25 protein-coding genes are annotated in these 24,943 nt (G+C 44.8%); 17 read left to right on the forward strand and 8 right to left on the reverse strand.

The window, feature by feature from the left end; genetic code table 11:
- The first annotated feature begins 30 nt into the window (after positions 1-30).
- The 5 genes from MKY50_RS02185 to MKY50_RS02205 all read left to right on the forward strand — a co-directional run bounded on the left by MKY50_RS02185 (position 31) and on the right by MKY50_RS02205 (position 3,685).
- On the forward strand, positions 31-645 hold the full coding sequence (locus tag MKY50_RS02185) for a non-oxidative hydroxyarylic acid decarboxylases subunit B (RefSeq protein ID WP_264099464.1): 615 nt from the start codon (positions 31-33) through the stop codon (positions 643-645).
- 2 nt (positions 646-647) lie between these two features.
- Complete coding sequence (bsdC, locus tag MKY50_RS02190; protein WP_003234529.1) at positions 648-2,069, forward strand: phenolic acid decarboxylase BsdC; 1,422 nt, start codon at positions 648-650, stop codon at positions 2,067-2,069.
- A 16-nt stretch (positions 2,070-2,085) separates the two neighbouring features.
- The gene (gene bsdD / locus MKY50_RS02195; protein WP_010886405.1) at positions 2,086-2,313 is read left to right on the forward strand and encodes a phenolic acid decarboxylase subunit BsdD; all 228 of its coding nucleotides are present in this window, start codon (positions 2,086-2,088) and stop codon (positions 2,311-2,313) included.
- A complete protein-coding gene (locus MKY50_RS02200) occupies positions 2,310-2,774 on the forward strand; it encodes a pyridoxamine 5'-phosphate oxidase family protein (protein ID WP_021481766.1) in 465 nt (154 codons plus the stop codon). The genes bsdD and MKY50_RS02200 overlap by 4 nt, the downstream gene beginning before the upstream one ends.
- A 65-nt stretch (positions 2,775-2,839) precedes the next feature.
- Positions 2,840-3,685, forward strand: coding sequence for an alpha/beta fold hydrolase (locus tag MKY50_RS02205; RefSeq protein ID WP_264099466.1), 846 nt, complete (start codon positions 2,840-2,842; stop codon positions 3,683-3,685).
- A 40-nt stretch (positions 3,686-3,725) separates the two neighbouring features.
- Here the strand turns inward: MKY50_RS02205 and MKY50_RS02210 are convergent, their stop codons facing one another.
- Entirely contained in the window at positions 3,726-5,204 is a 1,479-nt protein-coding gene (locus MKY50_RS02210; RefSeq protein ID WP_029726571.1) for a peptide MFS transporter, read from the reverse strand.
- Between the two features lie 279 nt (positions 5,205-5,483).
- On the opposite strand from MKY50_RS02210, the gene MKY50_RS02215 reads away from it, so the two are divergent.
- The gene (locus tag MKY50_RS02215; protein WP_086343452.1) at positions 5,484-7,238 is read left to right on the forward strand and encodes a right-handed parallel beta-helix repeat-containing protein; all 1,755 of its coding nucleotides are present in this window, start codon (positions 5,484-5,486) and stop codon (positions 7,236-7,238) included.
- A 14-nt stretch (positions 7,239-7,252) separates the two neighbouring features.
- Here MKY50_RS02215 and MKY50_RS02220 read toward each other — a convergent pair whose 3' ends face one another.
- Positions 7,253-7,474: a hypothetical protein gene (locus MKY50_RS02220; RefSeq protein ID WP_015252828.1), complete on the reverse strand. Its 222-nt coding sequence runs from the start codon at positions 7,472-7,474 to the stop codon at positions 7,253-7,255.
- 125 nt (positions 7,475-7,599) lie between these two features.
- Between MKY50_RS02220 and gerKA the strand changes: the two genes are divergently transcribed.
- Genes gerKA through gerKB form a run of 3 tightly spaced genes read left to right on the forward strand, consistent with a single transcriptional unit; the run spans position 7,600 to position 11,593 of the window.
- The gene (gene gerKA / locus MKY50_RS02225) at positions 7,600-9,234 is read left to right on the forward strand and encodes a spore germination protein GerKA (protein WP_086343453.1); all 1,635 of its coding nucleotides are present in this window, start codon (positions 7,600-7,602) and stop codon (positions 9,232-9,234) included.
- Positions 9,224-10,447, forward strand: coding sequence for a spore germination protein GerKC (gene gerKC / locus MKY50_RS02230; RefSeq protein ID WP_049141361.1), 1,224 nt, complete (start codon positions 9,224-9,226; stop codon positions 10,445-10,447). The genes gerKA and gerKC overlap by 11 nt, the downstream gene beginning before the upstream one ends.
- 24 nt (positions 10,448-10,471) lie before the next feature.
- The gene (gerKB, locus tag MKY50_RS02235) at positions 10,472-11,593 is read left to right on the forward strand and encodes a spore germination protein GerKB (protein WP_341116096.1); all 1,122 of its coding nucleotides are present in this window, start codon (positions 10,472-10,474) and stop codon (positions 11,591-11,593) included.
- A 104-nt stretch (positions 11,594-11,697) separates the two neighbouring features.
- Here the strand turns inward: gerKB and MKY50_RS02240 are convergent, their stop codons facing one another.
- Together MKY50_RS02240 and MKY50_RS02245 are read right to left on the reverse strand one after the other, a co-directional pair.
- The gene (locus MKY50_RS02240; protein WP_341116097.1) at positions 11,698-12,378 is read right to left on the reverse strand and encodes an ABC transporter ATP-binding protein; all 681 of its coding nucleotides are present in this window, start codon (positions 12,376-12,378) and stop codon (positions 11,698-11,700) included.
- Positions 12,379-12,393: 15 nt separating this feature from the next.
- Positions 12,394-13,854, reverse strand: a complete 1,461-nt coding sequence (locus tag MKY50_RS02245; protein WP_015382763.1) for an ABC transporter permease — start codon at positions 13,852-13,854, stop codon at positions 12,394-12,396.
- Between the two features lie 212 nt (positions 13,855-14,066).
- Here MKY50_RS02245 and yclJ point away from each other — a divergent pair, with 212 nt between their 5' ends.
- From yclJ to phrC, 4 genes are all read left to right on the forward strand, one after another.
- The gene (yclJ, locus tag MKY50_RS02250; protein ID WP_003246532.1) at positions 14,067-14,750 is read left to right on the forward strand and encodes a two-component system response regulator YclJ; all 684 of its coding nucleotides are present in this window, start codon (positions 14,067-14,069) and stop codon (positions 14,748-14,750) included.
- Positions 14,737-16,158, forward strand: a complete 1,422-nt coding sequence (gene yclK, locus MKY50_RS02255; protein WP_163190361.1) for a two-component system sensor histidine kinase YclK — start codon at positions 14,737-14,739, stop codon at positions 16,156-16,158. The genes yclJ and yclK overlap by 14 nt, the downstream gene beginning before the upstream one ends.
- Positions 16,159-16,320: 162 nt before the next feature.
- Complete coding sequence (gene rapC / locus MKY50_RS02260) at positions 16,321-17,469, forward strand: response regulator aspartate phosphatase RapC (RefSeq protein WP_014475800.1); 1,149 nt, start codon at positions 16,321-16,323, stop codon at positions 17,467-17,469.
- A complete protein-coding gene (phrC, locus tag MKY50_RS02265; protein WP_003224994.1) occupies positions 17,453-17,575 on the forward strand; it encodes a phosphatase RapC inhibitor PhrC in 123 nt (40 codons plus the stop codon). Before rapC ends, phrC begins: the two co-directional genes overlap by 17 nt.
- Before the next feature lie 99 nt (positions 17,576-17,674).
- Here phrC and MKY50_RS02270 read toward each other — a convergent pair whose 3' ends face one another.
- The 3 genes from MKY50_RS02270 to MKY50_RS02280 all read right to left on the reverse strand — a co-directional run bounded on the left by MKY50_RS02270 (position 17,675) and on the right by MKY50_RS02280 (position 19,476).
- The gene (locus MKY50_RS02270) at positions 17,675-17,764 is read right to left on the reverse strand and encodes a YjcZ family sporulation protein (protein ID WP_015482794.1); all 90 of its coding nucleotides are present in this window, start codon (positions 17,762-17,764) and stop codon (positions 17,675-17,677) included.
- A gap of 81 nt (positions 17,765-17,845) precedes the next feature.
- Entirely contained in the window at positions 17,846-17,959 is a 114-nt protein-coding gene (locus tag MKY50_RS02275; RefSeq protein WP_003234495.1) for a YjcZ family sporulation protein, read from the reverse strand.
- Between the two features lie 152 nt (positions 17,960-18,111).
- Positions 18,112-19,476 (reverse strand): aspartate kinase, encoded by a 1,365-nt coding sequence (locus tag MKY50_RS02280; RefSeq protein WP_208556326.1) that lies wholly within the window; start codon positions 19,474-19,476, stop codon positions 18,112-18,114.
- 384 nt (positions 19,477-19,860) lie between these two features.
- Here MKY50_RS02280 and yclN point away from each other — a divergent pair, with 384 nt between their 5' ends.
- Genes yclN through yclQ form a run of 4 tightly spaced genes read left to right on the forward strand, consistent with a single transcriptional unit; the run spans position 19,861 to position 23,478 of the window.
- Positions 19,861-20,811, forward strand: coding sequence for a petrobactin ABC transporter permease YclN (gene yclN, locus MKY50_RS02285; RefSeq protein ID WP_014475804.1), 951 nt, complete (start codon positions 19,861-19,863; stop codon positions 20,809-20,811).
- A complete protein-coding gene (gene yclO, locus MKY50_RS02290; RefSeq protein ID WP_247471227.1) occupies positions 20,804-21,751 on the forward strand; it encodes a petrobactin ABC transporter permease YclO in 948 nt (315 codons plus the stop codon). Before yclN ends, yclO begins: the two co-directional genes overlap by 8 nt.
- Positions 21,745-22,503 carry a petrobactin ABC transporter ATP-binding protein YclP gene (gene yclP / locus MKY50_RS02295; RefSeq protein ID WP_003234487.1) on the forward strand — a complete coding sequence of 253 codons (759 nt, stop codon included), beginning with the start codon at positions 21,745-21,747 and terminating at the stop codon, positions 22,501-22,503. The genes yclO and yclP overlap by 7 nt, the downstream gene beginning before the upstream one ends.
- 21 nt (positions 22,504-22,524) lie before the next feature.
- Positions 22,525-23,478: a petrobactin ABC transporter substrate-binding protein YclQ gene (yclQ, locus tag MKY50_RS02300; protein WP_341116100.1), complete on the forward strand. Its 954-nt coding sequence runs from the start codon at positions 22,525-22,527 to the stop codon at positions 23,476-23,478.
- 46 nt (positions 23,479-23,524) lie between these two features.
- Here yclQ and MKY50_RS02305 read toward each other — a convergent pair whose 3' ends face one another.
- Positions 23,525-24,943: an MDR family MFS transporter gene (locus tag MKY50_RS02305; protein WP_151870438.1), complete on the reverse strand. Its 1,419-nt coding sequence runs from the start codon at positions 24,941-24,943 to the stop codon at positions 23,525-23,527.

The following is a 24,943-nucleotide window of genomic DNA, read 5'->3' on the forward strand; positions in this document are numbered from 1 at the left end:
TCATATGGATATATCAGGAGTATGATTGAAATGAAAGCAGAATTCAAGCGTAAAGGAGGGGGCAAAGTGAAACTCGTTGTCGGAATGACAGGGGCAACAGGGGCCATTTTCGGGGTCAGGCTGCTGCAGTGGCTGAAGGCCGCCGGAGTGGAAACCCATCTCGTTGTGTCTCCTTGGGCAAACGTCACGATCAAACACGAAACAGGCTATACCTTACAAGAAGTAGAACAACTGGCCACATACACCTACTCACATAAGGATCAGGCGGCAGCCATTTCAAGCGGGTCGTTTGATACCGATGGAATGATTGTTGCGCCGTGCAGCATGAAATCTCTCGCAAGCATTTGCACCGGCATGGCGGATAATCTGCTGACACGTGCGGCGGATGTCATGCTCAAGGAGAGAAAAAAACTCGTCCTCTTAACGAGAGAGACGCCTTTGAACCAAATACATCTCGAAAATATGCTAGCGCTTACGAAAATGGGCACCATCATTCTTCCTCCGATGCCGGCATTTTATAATCAGCCGAGCAGCTTAGAGGAAATGGTTGACCATATTGTATTCAGAACGTTGGACCAATTCGGCATTCGGCTTCCTGAAGCGAAGCGCTGGAATGGGATTGAAAAACAAAAAGGAGGAGATTGATCATGGCTTATCAAGATTTCAGAGAATTTCTCGCTGCCCTTGAAAAAGAAGGACAGCTGCTTACAGTGAATGAAGAGGTAAAGCCGGAACCGGATTTAGGGGCCGCCGCACGGGCAGCCAGCAATCTTGGCGATAAAAGCCCCGCGCTCTTATTTAACAACATTTACGGCTATCATAACGCGCGAATTGCGATGAATGTCATCGGCTCTTGGCCAAACCATGCAATGATGCTGGGCATGCCGAAAGACACACCGGTAAAAGAACAGTTTTTTGAATTCGCAAAGCGTTATGACCAATTTCCAATGCCGGTCAAACGTGAGGAAACAGCGCCATTTCATGAAAATGAAATCACAGAAGATATCAATTTGTTCGATATACTGCCTCTTTTCAGAATAAACCAAGGAGACGGAGGCTACTATCTAGATAAAGCGTGTGTTATTTCCCGTGATCTTGAGGACCCTGACAACTTCGGCAAACAAAATGTCGGCATTTACAGAATGCAGGTCAAAGGAAAAGACCGCCTCGGCATTCAGCCTGTCCCGCAGCACGATATTGCAATCCATCTGCGCCAAGCTGAAGAACGCGGCATCAATCTTCCGGTCACTATTGCGCTCGGCTGTGAGCCGGTCATTACAACGGCGGCATCGACTCCGCTTCTCTATGATCAATCAGAATACGAAATGGCAGGTGCGATTCAAGGCGAACCATATCGCATCGTCAAATCAAAGCTGTCTGATCTTGATGTTCCGTGGGGCGCTGAAGTGGTGCTTGAAGGTGAGATTATTGCCGGAGAGCGCGAATATGAAGGGCCGTTCGGTGAATTCACAGGCCATTATTCCGGCGGACGCAGCATGCCGATTATCAAAATTAAACGCGTCTATCACAGAAACAATCCGATCTTTGAACATTTATACTTAGGCATGCCTTGGACAGAATGCGATTACATGATCGGCATTAACACATGCGTGCCGCTTTATCAGCAGTTAAAAGAAGCGTATCCGAACGAAATTGTGGCAGTGAACGCCATGTACACACACGGTTTAATCGCGATTGTTTCCACAAAAACCCGCTATGGCGGATTTGCGAAAGCGGTCGGCATGCGCGCACTCACAACGCCGCACGGACTCGGCTACTGCAAAATGGTCATAGTCGTTGATGAGGATGTCGATCCATTCAACCTTCCGCAGGTCATGTGGGCGCTTTCGACCAAAATGCATCCGAAACACGATGCGGTCATCATTCCGGACTTATCTGTCCTGCCGCTTGATCCGGGATCCAATCCATCAGGAATCACTCACAAAATGATTCTTGACGCCACTACACCGGTTGCGCCGGAAACAAGAGGCCATTATTCACAGCCGCTTGATTCTCCGCTAACAACGAAAGAATGGGAACAAAAACTAATGGACTTAATGAATAAATAAGGAAAGGATGTTCGAAATGCATACATGTCCTCGATGCGACTCAAAAAAGGGAGAAGTCATGAGCAAATCGCCTGTAGAAGGCGCATGGGAAGTTTATCAGTGCCAAACATGCTTTTTTACATGGAGATCCTGTGAACCGGAAAGCATTACGAATCCCGAAAAATACAATCCAGCGTTTAAAATTGATCCAAAGGAAACAGAAACAGCAATTGAAGTTCCGGCGGTGCCGGAACGAAAGGCTTGATCCGCGTGAACTGTATGTCAGACCGTCTCTTTGAGCTGCTTGACGGGAGCTGCCTGAATGAGAAGCAGCATGAGGCCTTCGTTCTGCAAACAGTATCAGAGGATGGCTGGCCGCATGCCGCTATGATCAGTGCAGGTGAAATCATCGCGCTGAGCCGAACTGATATCCGAATCGCTCTGTGGAAAAACACAATGACTTCGGCCAACATCCTTCGCACAGGAAAAGCACAGTTCACGGCGTGGTGGAAGGGAGCGGCCTATTATGTAAAGCTTGAATGCGCGCCTTTACCGCCTTTGAAAGATGCCGAATATGAAAGAGACCGTTTTTCCTGCCGCATCGTTTCAGTGAAGGAGGACGTTGCGAAATACGCTGATTTGACTTCAGGTGTCCGTATACAGCTTCACAGCGCTGAAGAGGTGCTGAGCAGATGGGAAAAGACCCTGGAAGATTTAAAGCGGTAATATCGATAGCCTGACGCCATGCGTCAGGCTTTTTTTATATAATGAAAACAAAGGGGGCGTGAGAAATGGAACGTGCGGGGATCTGTCACTCGGACGGCTTTGATTTAGCTTATCGAATTGAGGGCGAGGGCGCACCCATCCTTGTGATCGGGAGTGCGGTTTACTATCCGCGCCTTTTTTCCTCAGATATCAAACAGAAATATCAATGGGTCTTTATCGACCATAGGGGATTTGCTAAGCCTAAGCGGGAGCTTCGTGAGGAGGATTCGAGGCTTGATGCCGTCTTGGCTGATATCGAAAGGATGAGAACATTTCTTCAGCTTGAGGATGTTACTATCCTGGGACATTCCGGGCACGCTTTTATGGCTTTAGAGTATGCCAGGACATATCCCAAACAAGTTCGGAAGGTGGCGCTCTTCAATACTGCGCCTGATAACAGTGAAGAAAGACAGCGAAAAAGCGAATCATTTTTCATGGAAACAGCCAGCCTTGAGAGAAAGAAACGCTTTGAAAAAGACATCGCGAATTTGCCGCAGGGCATCGACAAAGATCCTAAAAGGCGCTTTGTGCACATGTGTATTCGCGCTGAAGCGAAAAGCTTTTATCAAGAGCGGCCGCATGCTGCGGCCTTATGGGACGGTGTATTCACGAATATGCCGATCATGGATGAATTATGGGGCAAAACATTTGCCCGGCTTGACCTTATTCAGCGGTTAGCTGATGTTCGTATGCCGGTGTATATCGGATTAGGGAGATATGATTATTTGGTTGCGCCTGTTGCGCTATGGGATGCTGTTGACGGTTTATATCCCCATGTGGATAAGGTTATTTTTGAAAAGAGCGGCCATCAGCCGATGCTGGAAGAACCGGAAGCCTTTGATCAAAGCTTCAGCAAATGGCTGGATCAATAAAAAAACAGCCCGCAGATCAACATCCGCGGGCTGTTTCTGATTATAAGACCCCTTTCATCGCGCGTTTGATTACCGGCGAGAGCAGCAGGAGAATACCGCCAAGAACGATAGAAATCAAACCGATGGTGCCGAAGTACATTGTTTCAGGAATTTTATCAAACAATCCGGCTACTTGGGCATTGATCGCTTGGGCTGCTGCGTTAGTCAGAAACCACATACTCATTGTCTGTGCAGAGAAGGCAGCTGGGGCCAGTTTCGTTGTCACGGATAAACCGACTGGAGACAGGCACAGCTCTCCAAGCACGACAAGCAGGAAGCTGAGAACGAGCCAAAGCGGGCTTACGAGTGCTTCTTTTCCTTGCATAGCAGGGAATACCATAATGATAAATGACAATCCGGCTAAAATAATTCCGATTGAGAATTTAACTGGTGTAGACGGCTGGCGTTTGCCAAGCTTCATCCAGAGCCATGCGAATATTGGTGCAAAAATGACAACAAACAATGGATTTAATGATTGGAACCAAGATGACTGAAGTTCGAATCCGCCCAATGAAAGTCTTATGCGTTCATCAGCGTATACCGCAAGAATGGTCGCTCCCTGTTCCTGAATGGCCCAGAACATGACAGCACCGATAAACAAAGGAACGTAAGCGGCAAGACGGGATTTTTCTGTTTTGTCCGCTTTTTTGCTTGTAAACATGATGATGAAATAAATCACAGGAATCAAAATACCGAGAATACTTACAAGGTCGATAAAACGATTGATCGTCAGCACGCCTGTTTGTACAGAGATAATCACTGCGATCGCCACAATGATAACACCGATTCCGGTGCCAATCGCAGATTTTTTAGACAGCGGATTCGGCACATTGGAACCTGCAAGCCCGAGGTTTTTCTTTCTTGTCAAAGCAAATACGATAAGTCCGAGAAGCATTCCGACCGCGGCAGCTCCGAAGCCGAGATGATAGTTGTACTTCTGTCCGAGTGTTCCGACAATTAACGGTGCAAGTAAACCACCGAGGTTAATCCCCATGTAGAAAATACTGAAACCTGAGTCGCGGCGCGGGTCTTCTTTCGTGTAAAGATCCCCAACCACGCTTGAAACGTTTGGTTTTAATAAGCCTGTTCCGACAATAATAAGCACCATGCTGATATAGAATGCGATCGCGCTGCCCGGATAGGCGAGTGCAATGTGGCCGAACATAATGAATATGCCGCCGTAAAACACGGTGTTTGCGGTACCGAATACCCGGTCAGCGAGCCATCCGCCAATAATGGTGGACATGTATACGAGTGATCCGTAAATCGACATAATGGCAACCGCAGTGCCCTTGTCAAAGCCGAGCCCTCCATTTACCGTCTCTGTATACAAATAGTAAAGTAAGATTGCTCTCATTCCATAGTAAGAGAAACGCTCCCAAAATTCGGTGAAAAATAGTGTAAATAGTCCTCGCGGGTGACCAAAGAACCCTTTTTGCGGGACGCTTTTAATGATACTTTCGTTATCAATCGAAGCCATGTCAGCCAAACCCTTTCTAAAAAAAGTGTATTATAAAAATCATATTCTTATATAATACTTGTGTCAATATAATTTATACTCATTTCAAATAGTTCCATAATGGAAAAATTATAAATACCTAAAAATAGTGATTTTCTCCTAATTTTTATACTCTTTATCGTGAGATTTTCTTACACAACTATTCCTTTATATTTTTTTAATAAAATTTTAGAGAAATGTACAAGCAGATCGGGCCTTTGTGAGTAACATGATAGTAATCATAGAGAAGGAGGCTCGCAATTGGCTGAATTCATATTAAATGCAGCGGATTTCGGTGTTCCTGGAGATGGTAAAACGGATTCGACAGAACGGATTAATCAGTGCCTCAGTACAGCTGTTTCGAAAGGCTATCATACTGTCTGGTTTCCAAAGGGAACATATTTAATAGACGCAACGCTTGGCGGAGATCTTAATCAGAGGTTTCGAAACGCGGGGATCATTGTTCCCGGCAACCTTGAGATTATGATGGACCCCGAATGTATCATGAAAGTGATACCGAATAGTTCGTGGGGTTATTCCGCATTTTATGTAGGCAAGCAAGAGAATATAACTATTTCCGGAGGACAAATTATCGGCGAACGGGATGAGCATACGTATGTCTCGGCGGGGATAAGGTCAACCCATGAATGGGGCTTTGGCATATGTATTGAAGGATGCTCGAATGTTGTCATTGATGATGTGAAAATTTCCGATTTTACCGGCGATGGGATCATAGTCAGCCCAAGGGGATTAAAGACCAATCAAGATTATCGAACGTCAGAGCAAATTATCATCCGCCGCTGTGAGGTTCGGCGGTCGAGGAGAAATAACATTTCCATTACCGGATGTGACATGGTCACGGTGGAGGAATGCTTGATTGAAGATGCCGGAACGGGGAATGGAACAGCCCCGAAATTCGGAATTGACATTGAAGGATATGGCGAAGGTGACGTTGATTATGAGGAACCGATTAATGTATCAATTCGCAATAACCACTTTGTTGGAAACGTTTCAAGTTCTGTGACCAATTTTAACGGGTATGGCATTTTAATAGAAGGAAATCACTCTGACAATACAATCAGCTACGGATATGGGACGCAAACAGTGATCAAGGGAAATATACTGAGGCGCCCTGAAGACGCGGCGGCTGCGCCAAGAGTCGGGATAACCGGACTCGGTGTATCACAAGGAAAAGAGACCAGTGATGCAGTGATCGCTGGCAACCTCATTACCGGATTTTCAACTGGAATTGATGTCAGGGGAAAGAGCGTTCTTGTGACGAACAACAAAATCAGCAACTTTGAAAACACAGGGATATTGGTTTATCAGTCTTCCGACGTAAAGGTAGACGGAAACCAAATTCAAAACGGACTGTCTGAAACAAGGCGCAGCATCGGTCTTCGCGCAGTGCTGTCAGATGACATCGCTTTTCTGAATAACTGTCTCATTCAAGTCGTTGACGGTGTGAACGTTTCCGGCGGAAATATGATCATTAAAGATAATCTCCTGAGAAAATTCAGCCGGGGCATTTGGATTGCTCAAGGGAACGCGGTGATTGAAGGGAATATACTGAATCCTGACGCGTTTGAAGCAGTGCCGGAATCATATTCTGTTTCCGTCACAAACAATGCCGGCGCCATCATCAAAAACAATACATTTAAAGAGTTCAAAAATTACCCCATTTATTGCTCCACAAGTGCGAAAACCTCAATTATCGGCAACCACTTAGAGAGATCTCCGCTTTTGGTCACCATCTATATCAGCGCCGGTGTGCATGAGATTTTTGATAATACCATTTCAGTCAACAGAACAGCCGGGAATCCGATTGTGATTTATATCAATGGCTCTGCAGGCTCTATCGTCTCAGGAAACACCATCAATAACCTCTCCGCGGGCACTGCGACAGCTATTCAAACAAACACGTCAACCAACTCCAAAATCATCGGCAACCGCATTTTTAAAGGGACAATCAACAAACACAGCAGTGATGCAATAGACGGCAATATTATCGTCTGAAAAAAGCGCCCCCTCTAGGGGTTCTTTTTTTTCGATTTATAGATCACGTACATTTCTCTCACAAGTACTAAAACAAAAAATAAAATTACAACCCATTCCGCAAATGTTGTCATCTTAAAGCTGGACATATTGTTATAAACGGCTTTTGTTAAACTGAACCCTTGAAGCATGTCCATCAATACAGAAATAGCTAATAAACAAATTAATATGACTCCAGTCACGCCCAATATCTTCATGCTTCATCATCCTCCGCTTTTAGTGTCTATCGTTGGCGGAGAAGTTATACCGCATCTAACCCTAATGCATAATCTCAATTTTAAAAGGAAGAATATGAGAAAACGACAAGGAAAGGTATTTGTGTATGCCTTTATTTTCTAAGCGAAAGAACAATACCGATTCAAAAGACAAGCAGAATACAGACGAAAGGAACCAGGAACAGCAGCAAGAAAAAGAAAGGCCGGTTCTCATTTCTCCAAGTTTGGCAAAGAATATAGCGGAAACGAAAAAGGAAGTCGGAAGCAGCTCTGACGTCATCATTCGCGAGATTAAAATCGGGGAGCAGGATCATGTCCACCTAGCTGTTATCTATATTGCTGGGCTGGTCGATAATAACACGATCCATGAGTCGTTAATTGACCCATTGGTACAGGATGAGTCTATCCAGAATACTCATGCGATCCAGCAAATTCTTGAAAAAACGCTCCCGCTGGGCGGGGTGAAAGCGGAAAAGAGCTGGGACAAGCTTTTTTCCGAGTTAATGCTCGGCAATGCGCTCATTTTTGCTGATGGCCATGATGAAGCTTTGATTTGCAGCACTCAAGGGGGAGAGCAGCGCTCCATCCAAGAGCCGAGCACCCAGGTGTCATTCCGCGGTCCGCGCCAAGGGTTTACAGAGTCTCTGCAAACCAATATTTCCATGATCCGGCGATACATTAAAAATCCGAATTTATGGGTTGAAAAAATGAAAAAAGGTTCTGTTACGAATACGGATATCGCTCTCATGTACATTCAAGGAATATGCGATGAAAAGGTGCTGAAGGAAGTGAAGCAGCGCCTGGAAAAAATAGATATTGACAGTATTTTGGAATCTGGATATATTGAGCAGCTGATTGAAGATGAAACCTTTACGACGTTTCCGACTATGTATCATACAGAACGCCCTGATGTAGTAGCGGGTAATCTGTTAGAAGGAAGATTCGCGATTATTGTGGACGGAACACCGTTTGTGCTTATTGCCCCGGCCTTATTTGTCCAGTTTTTTCAGTCTGTTGAGGATTATTATTCGCGTTTTGACATTGCGACAAGCATAAGAATTCTTCGTGTTTTAGTCTTTTTCATTTCGCTTGTGGCTCCGGCTGTATACGTGGCAGCCACGACGTTTCATCAAGAAATGATACCGACTCAGCTGTTAGTGGTCATTGCGGCCCAGCGGGAAATTGTCCCGTTTCCGGCTGTTGTGGAGGCGCTGACGATGGAGGTTGCTTTTGAGATTCTGAGGGAAGCGGGATTCAGGCTGCCCCGGGTTGTTGGCTCGGCAGTGTCAATCGTAGGCGCGCTCGTAATCGGCCAGGCTGCCGTACAGGCTGGTATCGTCTCTCCGGCAATGGTGATTATCGTGGCACTCACCGCGATTGCGAGCTTCGCAACACCGGCGTTTGCAATGGCGATTTCAGCCCGGCTTATTCGGTTTATTTTTATTATTGCCTCAGCTGTTATGGGTTTTTACGGGCTGATTTTAGGGATCATTATGATGTTTGTCCACTTATGCAGTCTTCGTTCATTCGGCGTTCCATATATGTCGCCGCTTGCACCCTTTTCTTCACAAGGCGTAAAGGACGCGCTTTTCCGGGTTCCGTGGTGGGCCGATGAAAAAAGGCCGGAATCGGTCAGCAAGGAAGATAAGGTGCGGCAGGGGCAAGATCAACGCCCAGAGCCGGCCGCTTCACGAGGAATGGTGAACAAAGATTTGGAAGAAGGGGATCAGAATGGTACGTAAATGTCTATTAGCCGTTCTCATGCTTTTGAGCGCCATTGTGCTGCCCGGCTGCTGGGATAAGAGGGAGCTGACGGATCTTGCGATTATCTCGGCGATTGGCATCGATCGGACAAACGACAGCAACTACGTGCTGCATCTTCAAATTATCAATCCAGGAAATGTTGCCGGCGGCCTTCAGGGAGGCGGTGCTGGAGACAGGCCGCCTGTATATGTCTATTCGATTGAAGGTAACAATATAACGGAAGCACTCAGAAAAGCCTCCATGAAGGTATCACGGCGGCTTTATTTTGCCCATACCAATCTAGTCGTGATCAATGAAAAGCTGGCAAAAGAAGAAGGTTTGGATTTTGTATTAGATAATCTTGACCGGGACACAGAATTCAGGACAACAGCAACATTCGTCGTTGCCCATAAAACAAAAGCAGAAAATATTGTGAAAATCTTGACGCCAATTGATAAAATTCCATCAAATAAAGTCAATAAAACCTTGGATTTCACGGAGGCGCAATACGGGCGGGTGGTCAAAACCAATATTCAGGACGTTTTGAAAACACTTGCCGCCAACACTATGGCACCGGTCATCCCCGGATATATGATGATTGGTGACGATAAAAAAGGAGTCAGCATGGAAAACACGCAGGCGACTGACCCGAAAGCCATTCTTCAGGCAGATGGTCTGGCGGTTTTTGATAAGGCAGGATATTTAAAGTATTGGCTGGAAGATGATGAAAGCGTGGGGGCAGTCTGGCTTATGAATAAGATCCAGCATACGTTTATTAATGCTGACTGGGGCAAGACGAAGGATGCGGTCAGCTTGCAGGTTACCCATCAAGATACAAAGCTGGTACCGAAAATGCGGAACGGACGTCCGTACATCCATGTGAAAGTGTCGGTTGAAGGTATTATTGATGCTGTCAAATACCCTTTCCAATTGTCTGATCCCAAGGTGCTGGCCGCTATTGAAAAAGCGCTCAACAAAGAGCTTGAAAAGGAAATCAGCCATACTGTGAAAAAGATTAAGAAGAATAAAATAGATTTTATCGGTTTTGGTGACACGATATATAGAAAGTATCCGGAGCAGTGGGAGAAAATGAAGGACACATGGGACAAAGAATATTTGCCCGAACTGCCCATCGATGTGAAGGCCGAGACGTATATCAGAAGGACGGGATTGCGAAACGATCCGATCAAACACCAGTTTAAAGATGATTAGGTCTGAAGAAAGGGGAAGTGACAGATGGAAAAAGCCAGAATAAGCATAAGGCAGCTGTTTGTCATGATTATCATTTTTGAACTGGGCAGCTCCTTATTGATTACACCGGGATCAATGGCGGGCAGGGATGCTTGGATAGCAGTTTTATTAGGCTGTGCGATCGGACTGTTTCTTTTCTATTTGTATCAAGGCATTTATCAATGTTATCCGAATTCTTCTCCGAAAGAATATATGGATGATATGCTGGGAACCAAGCTGAGCTGGCTGTTTTCATTTCTCTATATATTGTACTTTGCCTATATTGCCGCAAGGGTGCTGCGTGACTTTGGAGAAATGCTGCTGACGTTTGCTTATCATGATACACCTATCATTATTGTAAATGCTTTATTAATGGTAGTAAGCATATATGCCGTAAGAAAAGGAATTGAAGTACTCGCACGCGCTGCCGAACTTCTTTTCGGGGTCATGTATTTACTGGGCGCGATCGGGCTCGTGCTGATTATTGTCTCAGGCACTATAGACCCGCACAATTTAAAGCCGGTTTTGGCAAACGGTATTTCTCCTATCCTTCACTCTGTTTTCACGCAGACCATGTACGTCCCATTTGGTGAAGTCGTTTTATTTGTGATGATTTTCCCTAACCTGAATGACAGAAAAGATGTGAAAAAAATGGGGATGATTGCCATGGCTATTAGCGGATTGGTTGTGGCGCTCACCGTGGCGATTAATATCATCGTGCTTGATGTTGATCTTACACTCAGATCCCAGTTCCCGCTTTTAAGTACGATTCAGACAATCAAGGTCGAAGAATTTTTAGACCGGCTCGATGTCTTTTTTATGCTGGCGCTGATCATCGGCGGCTTCTTTAAGGTCAGCCTCTACTTATATGCCACTGTGGTTGGGACATCTACGCTCTTTAAGGAAAAGAATCCCTCTCAATTGGCTTATCCGATGGGATTGGGCATCTTAATCCTTTCTTTAACGATCGCAACTAACTTTTCAGAGCACTTGAACGAAGGCTTGAACGTGGTGCCGCTGTATATTCATTTGCCTTTTCAATTATTGTTTCCGCTCTTTCTGTTTATTGTGGCTGTTTGGAAAAAGAAACGAAGAGAGAAGTCAAAAGGGGCGGAAGCAAAAAAATGATAAAAAGAGCGGGGGGATGCAGCCGCCGCTCTTTTTATGTTCACTTCTATATAAAAGGGGGATATAGGGTGCGCCCCTGTCTGCACTGGCAGAGGCGCGTTTTGTTATACGACTGTGACGTTTTCCTTCACAGTAAAGCTTCCTCTTGAAAGTCTGATATTGATGTCTGACACTTTTGCAATTTGTTCATCGTGCGTCACCATAATGACGCATTTATTTTCCTTGTGCGCCAGATCTTGAAAGAGGCGTACGATCTCTTTTGATGTGTCCTCATCAAGGTTTCCGGTCGGTTCATCGGCTACGATAAGATCCGTGTCACAGCAGAAAGCCCTTGTAATTGATACCCGCTGCTGCTGTCCGCCGCTCAGTGTGAGCACTTTTTGCCGGGCTTGTTTTTCGTTGATGCCAACCTTCTGCAGCATGTCAAGCGCATATGATTCTTTGTTCTTTTCTTTAGATCCTGTGATTTCCATAGCGGTTGTGACGTTCTGCAAAGCCGTCATATACGAGAGCAGGTTGTACGCCTGAAAGACGATTGATACATATTGATTTCTGAAATTGGTTAAGCCGATTTTAGAAACCGCTTTTCCGTCGTAAAGGATGTTTCCTTCTTTTGGTGCGTCAAGTCCGCCTGCCAGAGACAGGAAAGTGGTTTTCCCCGTCCCTGATGTGCCGACGATTGTGTAGAATTTTCCTTTTTGAAAGCTGATGTTAATATCCTGAAACAATGGCTGGCTTTTGTCTTTATACCAGTAGCCGACTTGTTGAAATTCTAATAAGCTCATAGGTTCCGCCTCTTTCTATTCCTGTTTTGTCAATATCGTTTTCGGATGAAGCCGCAGTACTGAAATTGACGGCAGCAATGTTGCAATGATTGCGATTAGGATGCCGATCCCGCCCAGAATAAGCATGTCGTTCATAGAAACCGCGACGTTCAGTGAATCGATAACATCCACGTTTGATGAACTGTGGCCGAACATTCCGCCGCCCATGCCGCCACCGCCGCCGGGCATTTGTCCGCTTGCGGTTTGCGTTGAATCGGTTGATGAACTGATTTGCTGGGATAAAAGCTGATTTCCAAGCTGATTTGCGACGAGATTTCCCGTCACAGATGCAAGGCCGATAGCGATAACGGCCACAATCAGAATCTCAGTCAAGAACTGTCCAATCAATTTCCATCGTTTTTCACCGATGGCCATTAACACGCCCATTTCGTATTTGCGCTCCCTGATTGACATCATGACAATCAGGCCAAGAATGACGGCGCCTGCCACTGATACAAGATACACCACGTTTTTAGAGAAAGAAGCCACATTTTCAATCGGTCCGACCATTTGCTGGTAAAGCTGATCGTTTGTATTCAGTGTGTACGTATCGAAGTCTATTGATGTTTTCTTCGCTGCTTTTACGAAAGCATCCATATTTTTCGCGTCGTCCATATAGTAAACAGCTGAGTCAATCGTATTTTTATAGTCGTCGCCTTTCAGCGCCGCTGTTGCTGTGTAAGGTGTATAAAGCTTGTTATAAGGATTTAAGAAAGAGAAATTTTGGGCTTGGTCATCACCTGAAGATGTTGTTTTATAAATACCGACGATCTTCAGCTTTACTGTTGTATCCTCATCCGTTGCTGATTCAATTGTGATCGAATCGCCAACGCTTAAATCATTTTCTTCCGCTAATGTTTCGTTGATCACTGTTACTTTTTTGCCGACATCTGATTTTGTAATCGCGCGTCCGTCAGTGATTTTTGAATCTCCGTCAGAGAAGTCATCAACTAATGCTGTGCTGATGACACCTTCAATCGAAAGATCGGCTTGAACCATTTGCGGTCCGCCTTGTCCGCCGCCTTGGCTGTTTTTAGCGTTTGAGCTTGAACTGCTGGAGCTGGAATCACTTGAACTAGAGCTTTCAATCGCATCAAAGTTTCCCGCGTTGGCTGAAGCTGATGTGGTGTAATTGTAGCTCTTCACATGATCAAGCGCTGCAAGCTTATTCGCATCAGACACTTTGATCGGTGTTGATTCGAAGCTGCGTTTTTCACCGCTGTCCTGCTGTTTTTCCATTTGCTTTTGGCGGTCAACCTGAAGTGTCACGCTTCCGCCAAGTTCCTGTCTGGCCAGTTCGCTTGACTTTTGTGCTGCCGACTGGATGGTGAGGCCTGATAGAACAAAGACACATATGACTGTAAACACAAATAATTGCAATAACGTTTTTCCCTTTTTAGCCTTCATATTCCAAAAGGCCCGTTTGATAAAGTTCATTTATGTTCCTCCGTATAGGTTTTTTTATGGATAAGACCGCCTCTGGGGCGCGTCCCCTTGCTGATAAATTAATTGTAGTCCAAAGGTATGAAAAAAATATGAACAATCTATTTCTAGTTGATGAAATAAAAACTAACAATTGTGAAACGCAAAACCTTCTGTTTAAAATGGTGCTATTATATAAAAAAGCATCAAAACAACCGGAGGATATAATGAAAATATTAATGATAGAAGATAATGTTAGTGTATGTACGATGACGGAGATGTTCTTTTTTAAAGAAGGTTTTGAAGCGGAATTCGTTCATGACGGGTTAGAAGGGTACCAGCGTTTTACGGAAGAAAATTGGGATCTGATCATTTTGGATATCATGCTTCCATCTATGGACGGCGTGACCATCTGCAGAAAAATAAGAGAGACAAGCACGGTGCCGATTATCATGCTGACTGCCAAAGACACTGAATCAGATCAGGTCATCGGCTTTGAGATGGGGGCGGACGATTATGTCACAAAGCCGTTCAGTCCGCTGACATTGGTTGCCCGCATCAAAGCCGTCATCAGAAGATACAAGGCGACAGGCAAAGCGGTTATTGATGAAGATATGATCGAAACGGAATGCTTTACCATTAATAAGAAGACGAGAGAAGTATTATTAAACGGAGAGCCTGTAGAAAATCTCACGCCGAAGGAATTCGATCTGCTTTATTACCTTGTCCAAAATCCGCGGCAGGTGTTCTCCAGAGAACAGCTGCTTGAGCAGGTATGGGGCTATCAATTTTACGGAGATGAGCGAACGGTTGACGTTCATATCAAACGGCTGCGGAAAAAGCTTGCCAGCGAGGACAAGCCTTTCCTGTATACTGTGTGGGGAGTAGGGTATAAATTTGATGAAGATTAAATATTTATATCAGCTGCTGCTAAGCCACATCAGCATTTTGATTTTAGCATTTGTCATTATCATTTCTCTGTTTTCCCACTTTGTGAAGGAATTTGCCTATCAAAACAAAGTAGAGGAATTGACATCATATGCGGTGCAGATTGCAAATGAATTCCAAGCCGGCCAGGTGGACATGCGCAGGCTCTATCCTTATCAGGACATTTTAAGCACAAGAAAGACGCAGTTTATCATCTTTAATGAAGAGCAGCAGCCCTATTTTCTTCCTGAAGGCTTTCATCACCCACCAAGGGAACAGCTGAAGAAGTCAGAATGGAATAAGCTAAAAAAAGGGCAGACTGTCATGATCAGGGCAGATGGCCGTTTTGATGATGAAGTGTCACTTGTGGCGCAGCCTATATTTGTTCAGAACGAATTTAAAGGCGCTGTTCTGCTGATTTCTCCGATCAGCGGTGTTGAACAGATGGTCAATCAGGTCAACCTCTATATGTTTTACGCTGTGATCAGCACGCTTGTGATTACGATTCTCGTGAGTTGGCTTCTGTCCAAATTCCATGTCAAGCGGATTCAAAAGCTGAGAGAAGCGACAGATAAAGTGGCTTCCGGCGATTATGACATCCATTTGGAAAACAGCTACGGGGACGAAATCGGCATACTGGCGTCTGACTTTAATATCATGGCGAAAAAACTAAAGCAGTCAAGGGATGAAATCGATCGCCTTGAGAAGCGGAGAAGGCAGTTTATCGCTGATGTGTCACATGAATTAAAAACACCGCTGACGACGATCAACGGTTTGGTTGAAGGGTTGAACAGTCATACGATTCCTGAGGATAAAAAGGATAAATGCTTCTCGCTGATCAGTGAGGAAACGAAGCGCATGCTGCGGCTCGTAAAAGAAAATCTGGATTATGAAAAAATCAGATCCCAGCAAATTACATTGAACAAGCTAGACGTTCCTCTGATCGAGGTGTTTGAAATCGTGAAAGAGCACTTGCAGCAGCAGGCGGAAGAAAAACAAAACAAGCTGATGATCCAAGTAGAGGATCACGTCATCGTACATGCCGATTATGACCGGTTCATTCAAATTCTCGTCAACATTACGAAAAACAGCATCCAATTTACGCAAAACGGTGACATTTGGCTGCGCGGAATGGAAGGTTATAAAGAGACGATTATTGAAATTGAAGACACGGGAATCGGCATTCCAAAAGAGGATATTGAGCATATTTGGGAGCGATTCTATAAAGCAGATATTTCAAGAACGAACACGGCATATGGTGAATACGGACTCGGTCTCTCGATCGTCAAGCAGCTCGTTGAAATGCACCAGGGCACAGTAGAAATCCAGAGTGAAGAAGGGAAAGGCACAAAGTTCATCATCCGCCTTCCTTTAACGGCAAAACAGCAATAGCATACAGGGCGGCGCATCAACTGATGCAGCCGCCTTTTTTGCACACCGCTTCGGTTTATTGCGTGCTCCCGAAAACAAAGATTGCGTGTTTTTCGGGTTGGGACGATCTATAAACATGATAAAATATGACATAAACAGTTTTTGATGGGAGAGGGTGAAGGAATGAAGAGCGGGGTAATTCCTTCTTCAGCGGTCGGTCAAAAAATTAACGAGTGGTACAGATATATCCGGACATTCAGCGTGCCGGATGCCGAAGTGTTAAAAGCTGAAATCCAGCAGGAACTGAAACACATGCAGCATGATTCCAACTTGCTGCTTTATTATTCACTAATGGAATTCCGGCACCAGCTTATGCTGGATTATCTTGAGCCGTTAGAGAAATTAAATATCGAAGACCAGCCAAGCCTGTCTGAATTATCAAGAAACATTGACAGCAACCAGGCAGATCTCAAAGGGCTGCTCGACTATTACGTGAATTTTTTTCGCGGGATGTATGAATTTGATAAGCGGGAATTTATTTCTGCCATTACATACTATAAACAGGCGGAGAAAAAGCTCTCCTTTGTCGCAGACCATATTGAACGGGCTGAATTTTATTTTAAAATCGCGGAAGCTTATTATTATATGAAGCAAACGTATTTTTCATTGATTAATATAAAAAACGCCTATGAAATTTACGTGGAGCAGGAAACCTATAATGTGAGAATCATTCAGTGCCATTTCGTGTTCGGGGTCAACCTGATGGATGAAAGAAATTTCGAACAAGCCGCACGCCATTTCAAATTGGCGCTCAACATGGCCCAAGCGGAACAAAAAGCCCAGCTGGTCGGAAGAGCATACTACAATCTCGGGTTATGCTATTACAATCAAGACCTTCTAGACCCTGCCATTGATTACTTTGAAAAAGCGGTCTCCACATTTGAAAGCAGCAGGATCGTCAATTCTCTCCCGCAAGCCTATTTTTTAATCACCCTGATTTATTATAAACAGGGAAAACATGATAAAGCTTCGGAATATCACAAGCGGGGCTATGAATATGCTAAAGAAACAGACGATGCAGACTATGCCGTAAAATTCGAGTTTTTGCAATCCCTATATCAGGATCAGCCCAATGAAGAAGGAATCGAACGATGTTTCCAATACTTAAAAAATAAAAATATGTACGCTGATATAGAGGATTTAGCCCTAGAAGTAGCAAAATATTACTATGAACAGAAATGGTTTAAACTGTCTGCTTCCTACTTTCTACAAGTTGAAGAGGCAAGAAAACAAATACAAAGGAGTGAAGGTTTGTATGAAATTGAAATCTAAGTTGTTTGTTATTTGTTTGGCCGCAGCCGCGATTTTTACAGCGGCTGGCGTTTCTGCTAATGCGGAAGCACTCGACTTTCATGTGACAGAAAGAGGAATGACGTAAGAACAAGCCCCTTCTCATTAGCGAGAAGGGGTTTTTCTTTTCAAAAAAACACCGCAAGACATAGTCTTGCGGTGCCGCCTTCATGGAGATTACGTTTATTTAGTAGCCTCCTACAAATGCAGTTCCCACAATTATCAAGAGGATAAATAACACAACAATCAAAGCGAAAGAAGTTCCGTAACCTGACATTTTGTGCACCTCCTTGCGAGATTGCTTCAGCAAATGCTGCAAAACTGTGGCGGACAGGGTCCCGCAGAGACGGTCAGCAGCTTAGAAGCCGCCAACAAACGCAGTCCCTACGATAATTAATAGAATAAACAATACAACGATTAAAGCGAAAGAACTGATGCCGCCGTAACCGCCGCCGTTAGAGTATCCTGACATAAGGTTTCACCTCCCTATGAAGGATACTATAAGATATGCTGAACCGATCCATTTGGCAGGGATAATAGTGGACAAGAGAAAAAATGAACAATTCGGCTATATGAAGGTGATATAAAAAATAGCGGGCGCTGCCGCCCGCTATTTATGTACGATTAAGAGATTAATACGCCCGCGAAAAATTCCCGGTATAACGCTTGAACGGCTTTTCTTTCTTCGGCTTCTTTTACGCCAAACATCATGCTCACTTCAGAAGACCCCTGATTGATCATTTCGATATTCACCTGTGCCTCTGATAATGCTTTGGCGGCTCTTGCCGTTGTACCGACATTGTGGCGCATCGCTTCCCCTACAACCATAATCAGGGCGAGATGATGCTCGACGATGACTTCATCGGCATGCAAATCCTCTTCGATCCGTTTGATGACGCTGCGTTCAGTGGCGGCATCCATTTGCCCCTGCCGTAAAATGATCGTCATGTCATCGATTCCCGATGGAACATGCTCATACGTCAAACCATGCTCCTCCAGGATTTGAAGGGCTCTGCGGCCAAAACCGATTTCTCTGTTCATGAGATACTTGCTGATATAAATGCTGCAAAAACCGGTGTCGCTGGCAATGCCGACGACAGGCCCGTTTGTGTTATCCCGCTTGCTGACGACGCGGGTGCCTTCGGCTGAGGGGTTGTTCGTATTTTTGATCTGAACAGGAATCCCCGCTCTGAATGCCGGAATGAGCGCTTCATCATGAAACACTGAAAAACCCGCGTAGGACAGCTCCCGCATCTCTCTATATGTCAGCTCGCTGATTTCCTTTGGATTCTCAACGAAGGACGGATTGACAGAATACACAGCGTCTACGTCTGTAAAGTTTTCGTACAAATCGGCTTGTAGTCCGTTGGCAAGAATCGAACCGGTAATATCAGAACCGCTCCGTGAGAATGTGATCACATCGCCATCCTTGCTGAATCCGAAAAAACCGGGAAAAATGATGAGTCCGTCACGTTCCCGAAGACGATAGAGGTTTTGATAGGATTCAGGAAGAACTTGCGCGTTGCCGGGTTCATTTGTCACAAAGAGGCCGGCATCCTTCGGGTTTACATATTCCGCTTTGACGCCTTTATAGCGGAAGTAAGCGGCGATCAGCTTGGCATTGTTATCCTCTCCGCTGGCCTTGACTGCGTCAAGGTATTGCTCGGGATTGCTTTTATCTCCTTCTAAAAGCGTAAACAGATCATCTCTGATTTTTTCGATAATGCTTTGCCCCAGCTGAAGCTCACTGGCGATGAGAGCGTACCGTTCCACAACAGCTTCCGCCAGTTCAGGTGCGCTGCCTGTTGCCAAATATTGTTCTGCACATGCGATTAAGAGATCAGTCACTTTCGTATCCTCGGCATAGCGTTTTCCCGGAGCTGAAACGACTACAGCTTTCCGTGCCGGGTCTGAGGTAACGATGTGAAACACCTTGTCAAGCTGGGCGCCTGAAGCAAGTGAGCTGCCTCCGAATTTAACGACCTTCATGTTTACATCTCCTAATGTTTAAAATTTTCACACAAATTTAGTATTTATTATCTCTCTTTCAGTACTGTAAATCAAGGGGGAATTTCTTTCTGGAGAGAACATTTGTATTTTTCACGAGGAATGGTGTCAGGTTTGCTGACCGTATGCCTGCGTTATAAAGATAAATATGGTAAACAGCCTAACGTTTTGAGATGGAAAATGGTTAGAATGATTAGTAAAATGGATAAATGACTAGGTTAATATTTTTAAAGAATATTGACTAACCCTAAAAAAATGGTAATATGTAAATGATAATGATAATCAATTACTATATGGCCATATTGTTTTGAGTCCTTGCGGAGTAGGAGATACGTTCTTTTTGCTGTAAGGATGTAAGGAGGCAGCATGAAGCTACGTTACTTATTTATTCTACTTATCATATTAGCAGTCACATCTGTATTTATCGGCGTAGAAGATCTGTCGCCGCTTGATCTCTTCGATTTAAGCAAACAAGAGGCGTCAACGCTGTTTGCAAGCCGTTTGCCGCGATTGATCAGCATTGTCATCGCGGGATTAAGCATGAGCATCTGCGGTTTGATTATGCAGCAGATCAGCAGAAACAAATTCGTGTCACCGACGACGGCGGGCACGATGGATTGGGCGAGGCTCGGCATTTTAATTTCCCTGCTGCTGTTTACATCCGCCAGTCCTTTAATTAAAATGCTGGTTGCGTTTGTCTTTGCCCTTGCAGGAAATTTTCTGTTTATGAAAATCCTTGAAAGAATCAAGTTTAACGACACCATCTTTATTCCGCTTGTCGGTTTAATGCTCGGGAATATCGTCAGTTCAATCGCGACATTTATCGCATATAAATATGACTTGATCCAGAATGTGTCATCATGGCTGCAGGGAGACTTCTCTTTAGTCGTGAAAGGAAGATACGAGCTTCTTTATCTGAGTATTCCGCTCGTCATCATTGCCTATGTGTATGCGGATAAATTCACATTGGCCGGTATGGGTGAAAGCTTTTCTGTCAACCTCGGCCTCAAGTACAAACGGGTTGTGAACATCGGGCTCATTATCGTGTCCCTGATCACGTCCCTTGTCATTTTGACTGTCGGTATGCTGCCGTTTCTCGGTTTAATCATCCCGAATATTGTATCGATTTACAGAGGAGACAATCTGAAGAGCAGCCTGCCGCATACTGCGCTGTTGGGAGCGGTGTTTGTGCTGTTTTGCGATATACTGGGCAGAATCATTATCTTCCCTTATGAAATCTCGATTGGCCTGATGGTCGGAATCATCGGCAGCGGCATTTTCCTGTTTATGCTGTTAAGGAGAAAAGCCTATGCGTAACCAGATGAAAATAGCTTTGCTCGTTGGTTTAGCCATTGTATGTATTGGCTTGTTTTTGTTTTATGACTTAGGAAATTGGGATTACACCCTGCCGAGACGAATCAAAAAAGTCGCTGCCATTGTGCTGACTGGGGGAGCGATTGCGTTTTCGACCATGATCTTTCAAACGATTACGAACAACCGCATCCTGACGCCGAGCATTTTGGGCCTTGATTCTCTCTACATGCTGATTCAGACTGGCATTATCTTTTTGTTCGGTTCTGCGAATATGGTCATCATGAATAAAAACATCAACTTTATCATCTCTGTTCTGCTGATGATCCTGTTTTCTCTTGTTTTGTATCAGATCATGTTCAAGGGTGAGGGGAGAAATATCTTTTTCCTTCTGCTTATCGGAATCGTGTTTGGCACGCTGTTCAGCAGCCTGTCTTCTTTTATGCAGATGCTGATTGATCCGAACGAGTTCCAAGTTGTGCAGGACAAGATGTTTGCCAGCTTTAACAATATCAATACGGATTTGTTATGGCTCGCGTTCATCATCTTCCTGCTGATAGGCGTTTATGTCTGGCGTTTTACAAAATTTTTCGATGTGCTGTCGCTCGGACGCGAGCACGCCGTGAATTTGGGCATTGACTACGACAAAGTGGTGAAGCAGATGCTGATCGTGGTTGCGATTTTGGTTTCTGTTTCAACAGCGCTAGTCGGGCCGATTATGTTTTTAGGCCTTCTGGTCGTCAACCTGGCGAGAGAATTCCTGAAAACATATAAGCATTCATACTTAATCGCAGGCTCCGTTTTCATCAGCATCATTGCGCTGGTCGGAGGGCAGTTTGTGGTTGAGAAAGTGTTTACCTTCTCAACGACGCTGAGCGTCATTATTAATTTTGCCGGCGGGATTTATTTTATCTACTTGCTGTTAAAGGAGAATAAATCATGGTAGAGGTCAGAAATGTAAGCAAACAATATGGCGGGAAAGTTGTCCTTGAAGAGACGTCAGTCACGATTCAAAAGGGCAAAATCACCTCGTTTATCGGTCCTAACGGCGCCGGCAAAAGTACGCTGCTGTCTATCATGAGCCGCCTGATCAAAAAGGATTCCGGCGAGATTTACATAGACGGACAAGAGATTGGAGCATGTGACAGTAAAGAGCTTGCCAAGAAAATGAGCATTTTGAAGCAGGCGAACCAAATCAATATCAGGCTCACGATCAAAGACCTCGTCAGTTTTGGCAGGTTTCCGTACTCACAGGGCCGGCTGACAGAGGAAGACTGGGTTCATATCAACCAGGCGCTCAGCTATATGAAGCTGGAAGACATTCAAGACAAATACTTGGATCAGCTGAGCGGCGGACAGTGCCAAAGGGCATTTATCGCCATGGTCATTGCCCAGGACACAGATTATATCTTTCTGGATGAACCGCTGAACAATCTGGATATGAAACACTCAGTTGAAATTATGAAACTGCTGAAACGGCTGGTAGAGGAGCTTGGAAAAACAATCGTGATCGTCATTCACGATATCAATTTTGCTTCAGTCTATTCTGACTATATCGTCGCTTTGAAAAACGGCCGAATCGTTAAAGAAGGACCGCCTGAAGAAATGATAGAAACATCAGTGCTTGAGGAAATCTACGATATGACCATCCCGATTCAGACGATTGATAATCAAAGAATAGGTGTCTATTTTTCTTAATATATAGAAGAGGTGAAGAGCATGAAAAAGTTCGCATTACTATTCATCGCTTTGGTGACGGCAGTTGTGATTTCTGCATGCGGAAACCAAAGCACAAGCAGCAAAGGTTCTGATTCTAAGGAAGAACAAATCACGGTGAAACACCAGCTGGACAAAAACGGAACAAAAGTACCGAAGAGCCCTAAAAAAGTTGTCGTATTTGACTTTGGAAGCTTAGATACATTAGATAAACTTGGACTTGATGATAAAGTAGCGGGACTGCCGAAACAAGCTCTTCCTAAATATCTGTCCAAATTCAAGGATGACAAATATGCTGACGTCGGAAGCTTAAAAGAGCCAGACTTCGAGAAAGTGGCAGATTTAGATCCTGACTTGATCATTATCTCAGGAAGACAATCTGAGTCTTACAAAGAATTCTCTGAAATTGCGCCGACAATTTACCTTGGCGTAGACACAGCGAAGTATATGGAATCATTTAAGTCTGACGCAGAAACAATCGGTAAGATCTTCGATAAAGAAGATGAAGTGAAGGATGAACTCGCAAAAATCGATCATTCAATCGCAGATGTAAAGAAAACGGCTGAAAAGCTTAACAAAAACGGTCTCGTCATCATGGCGAACGACGGGAAGATCAGCGCATTCGGTCCTAAATCAAGATACGGCCTGATCCATGACGTGTTTGGCGTGACACCGGCTGATAAAAACATCAAAGCGTCTACTCACGGACAAAGCGTTTCTTACGAGTACATTTCAAAAACAAACCCGGATTACCTGTTTGTTATTGACCGCGGTACAGCGATCGGTGAAACATCATCTACTAAACAAGTCGTTGAAAATGATTATGTGAAAAATGTAAACGCAGTGAAAAATGGTCATGTCGTCTACCTTGATTCTGCTACTTGGTATTTATCAGGAGGCGGACTTGAGTCTATGACGCAAATGATTAAAGAAGTGAAAGACGGTTTAGAAAAGTAAAACCAAAAAGAGCCTCCGCTAAATAGCGGGGCTCTTTTTTTGTTAATCAGCGTGCCGGCTGCTGTTCGGCAGGGCGCTGAGGTTTCTTTAATGTGAATGAGAGAAGGAAGCCGACAAGTGCAATGACGGCAGCCACAATAAAAGCGGCGTTCATGCCGTGCAGGGCGGCGTGCTTCACATTTGTCGTGCCTGCATGTGCCGCCTGGTTGCTCATCACGGAAACCAATAGTGCGGTTCCGATCGAGCCGCCGACTTGGCGAATCGTGTTGTTCATCGCTGTTCCGTGCGGAATCAAGTGACGCGGAAGCGCGTTGATTCCGGCTGTTGTCACCGGCATCATGATCATGGCGGTGCCTAAGAGACGAACGGTGTATAAAACGACAATCCAAGCGAGTGACGTATGGTCAGTCAGCTGCATAAACGGCAGAGATGTCAGGAAGATGATGCAGAAACCGGCAATCGCCAGCCCTCTTCCGCCGACACGGTCAAAAATTCTGCCGATAATCGGCGACATAAAGCCCATCACAACGGCTCCCGGAAGGAGCATAAGCCCTGTATCAAAAGCTGTGACGTCTCTGACGTTTTGTGTATAAAGCGGCAGGATGGTTTCCGTACCGATCAATAATGCAAAGACGAGGGTTCCCAGGAGTGTTGTTAAGCTGAAAACGCCAAACGTGAAGACGCGGAATTCCAGCATCGGTTTTTCAAGCTTCATTTGTCTTGTGATAAACAAGAGCAGCGCGATGACACCCACCAGCAGTGAAATTAAGACGGTTGAACTGGACCAGCCATAAGAGCCGACGCTTGAGAAGCCGTACAGAAGGCCGCCGAACCCAAATGTTGAAAGGATGACTGACAAAATATCAATCTGTGTTTTTCTTAAAGTCGTCACGTTTTTCATCAGGATGCTGGCAAGAATCAAATCAATCACAGCAAACGGAAGAATAATATAAAACAATGATCTCCAAGAGAAAGCTTCGACAGCCCATCCGGAAAGAGTCGGTCCGATCGCAGGCGCGAATGAGATGACCAATCCGATCATACCCATAGCCTGGCCGCGCTTTTCAATCGGAAAGATTGTCAGGAATACAGTCTGCATGAGCGGCATCATAATGCCGGCTCCGGCCGCTTGAATGATACGTGCTGTCAGCAGAACCGGGAAGTTCGGCGCGAACGCTCCGACGACTGTTCCGACAGTGAAAATGCTCATTGCTGTGATGAGCAGCGCCCGGCTTGTGAATTTCTCAATTAAAAACGCGGTAATCGGAATTAAAATCCCGTTGGTTAACATAAATGATGTGGTCAGCCATTGTGCTTGGTTGGCATCGACATTGAAATCCCTCATGATATGGGGAAGTGCGGTAATCAACAATGTCTGGTTCAAAATCGCCACAAACGCTCCGGCTAACAAAATGCCGACAATGACAGAACGGTTAAAAGGTTTTTGTTCAATACTTGTGTTCAA

The sequence above is a fragment of the Bacillus sp. FSL R7-0685 genome, from assembly GCF_038002425.1.
Lineage (GTDB): Bacteria > Bacillota > Bacilli > Bacillales > Bacillaceae > Bacillus > Bacillus subtilis.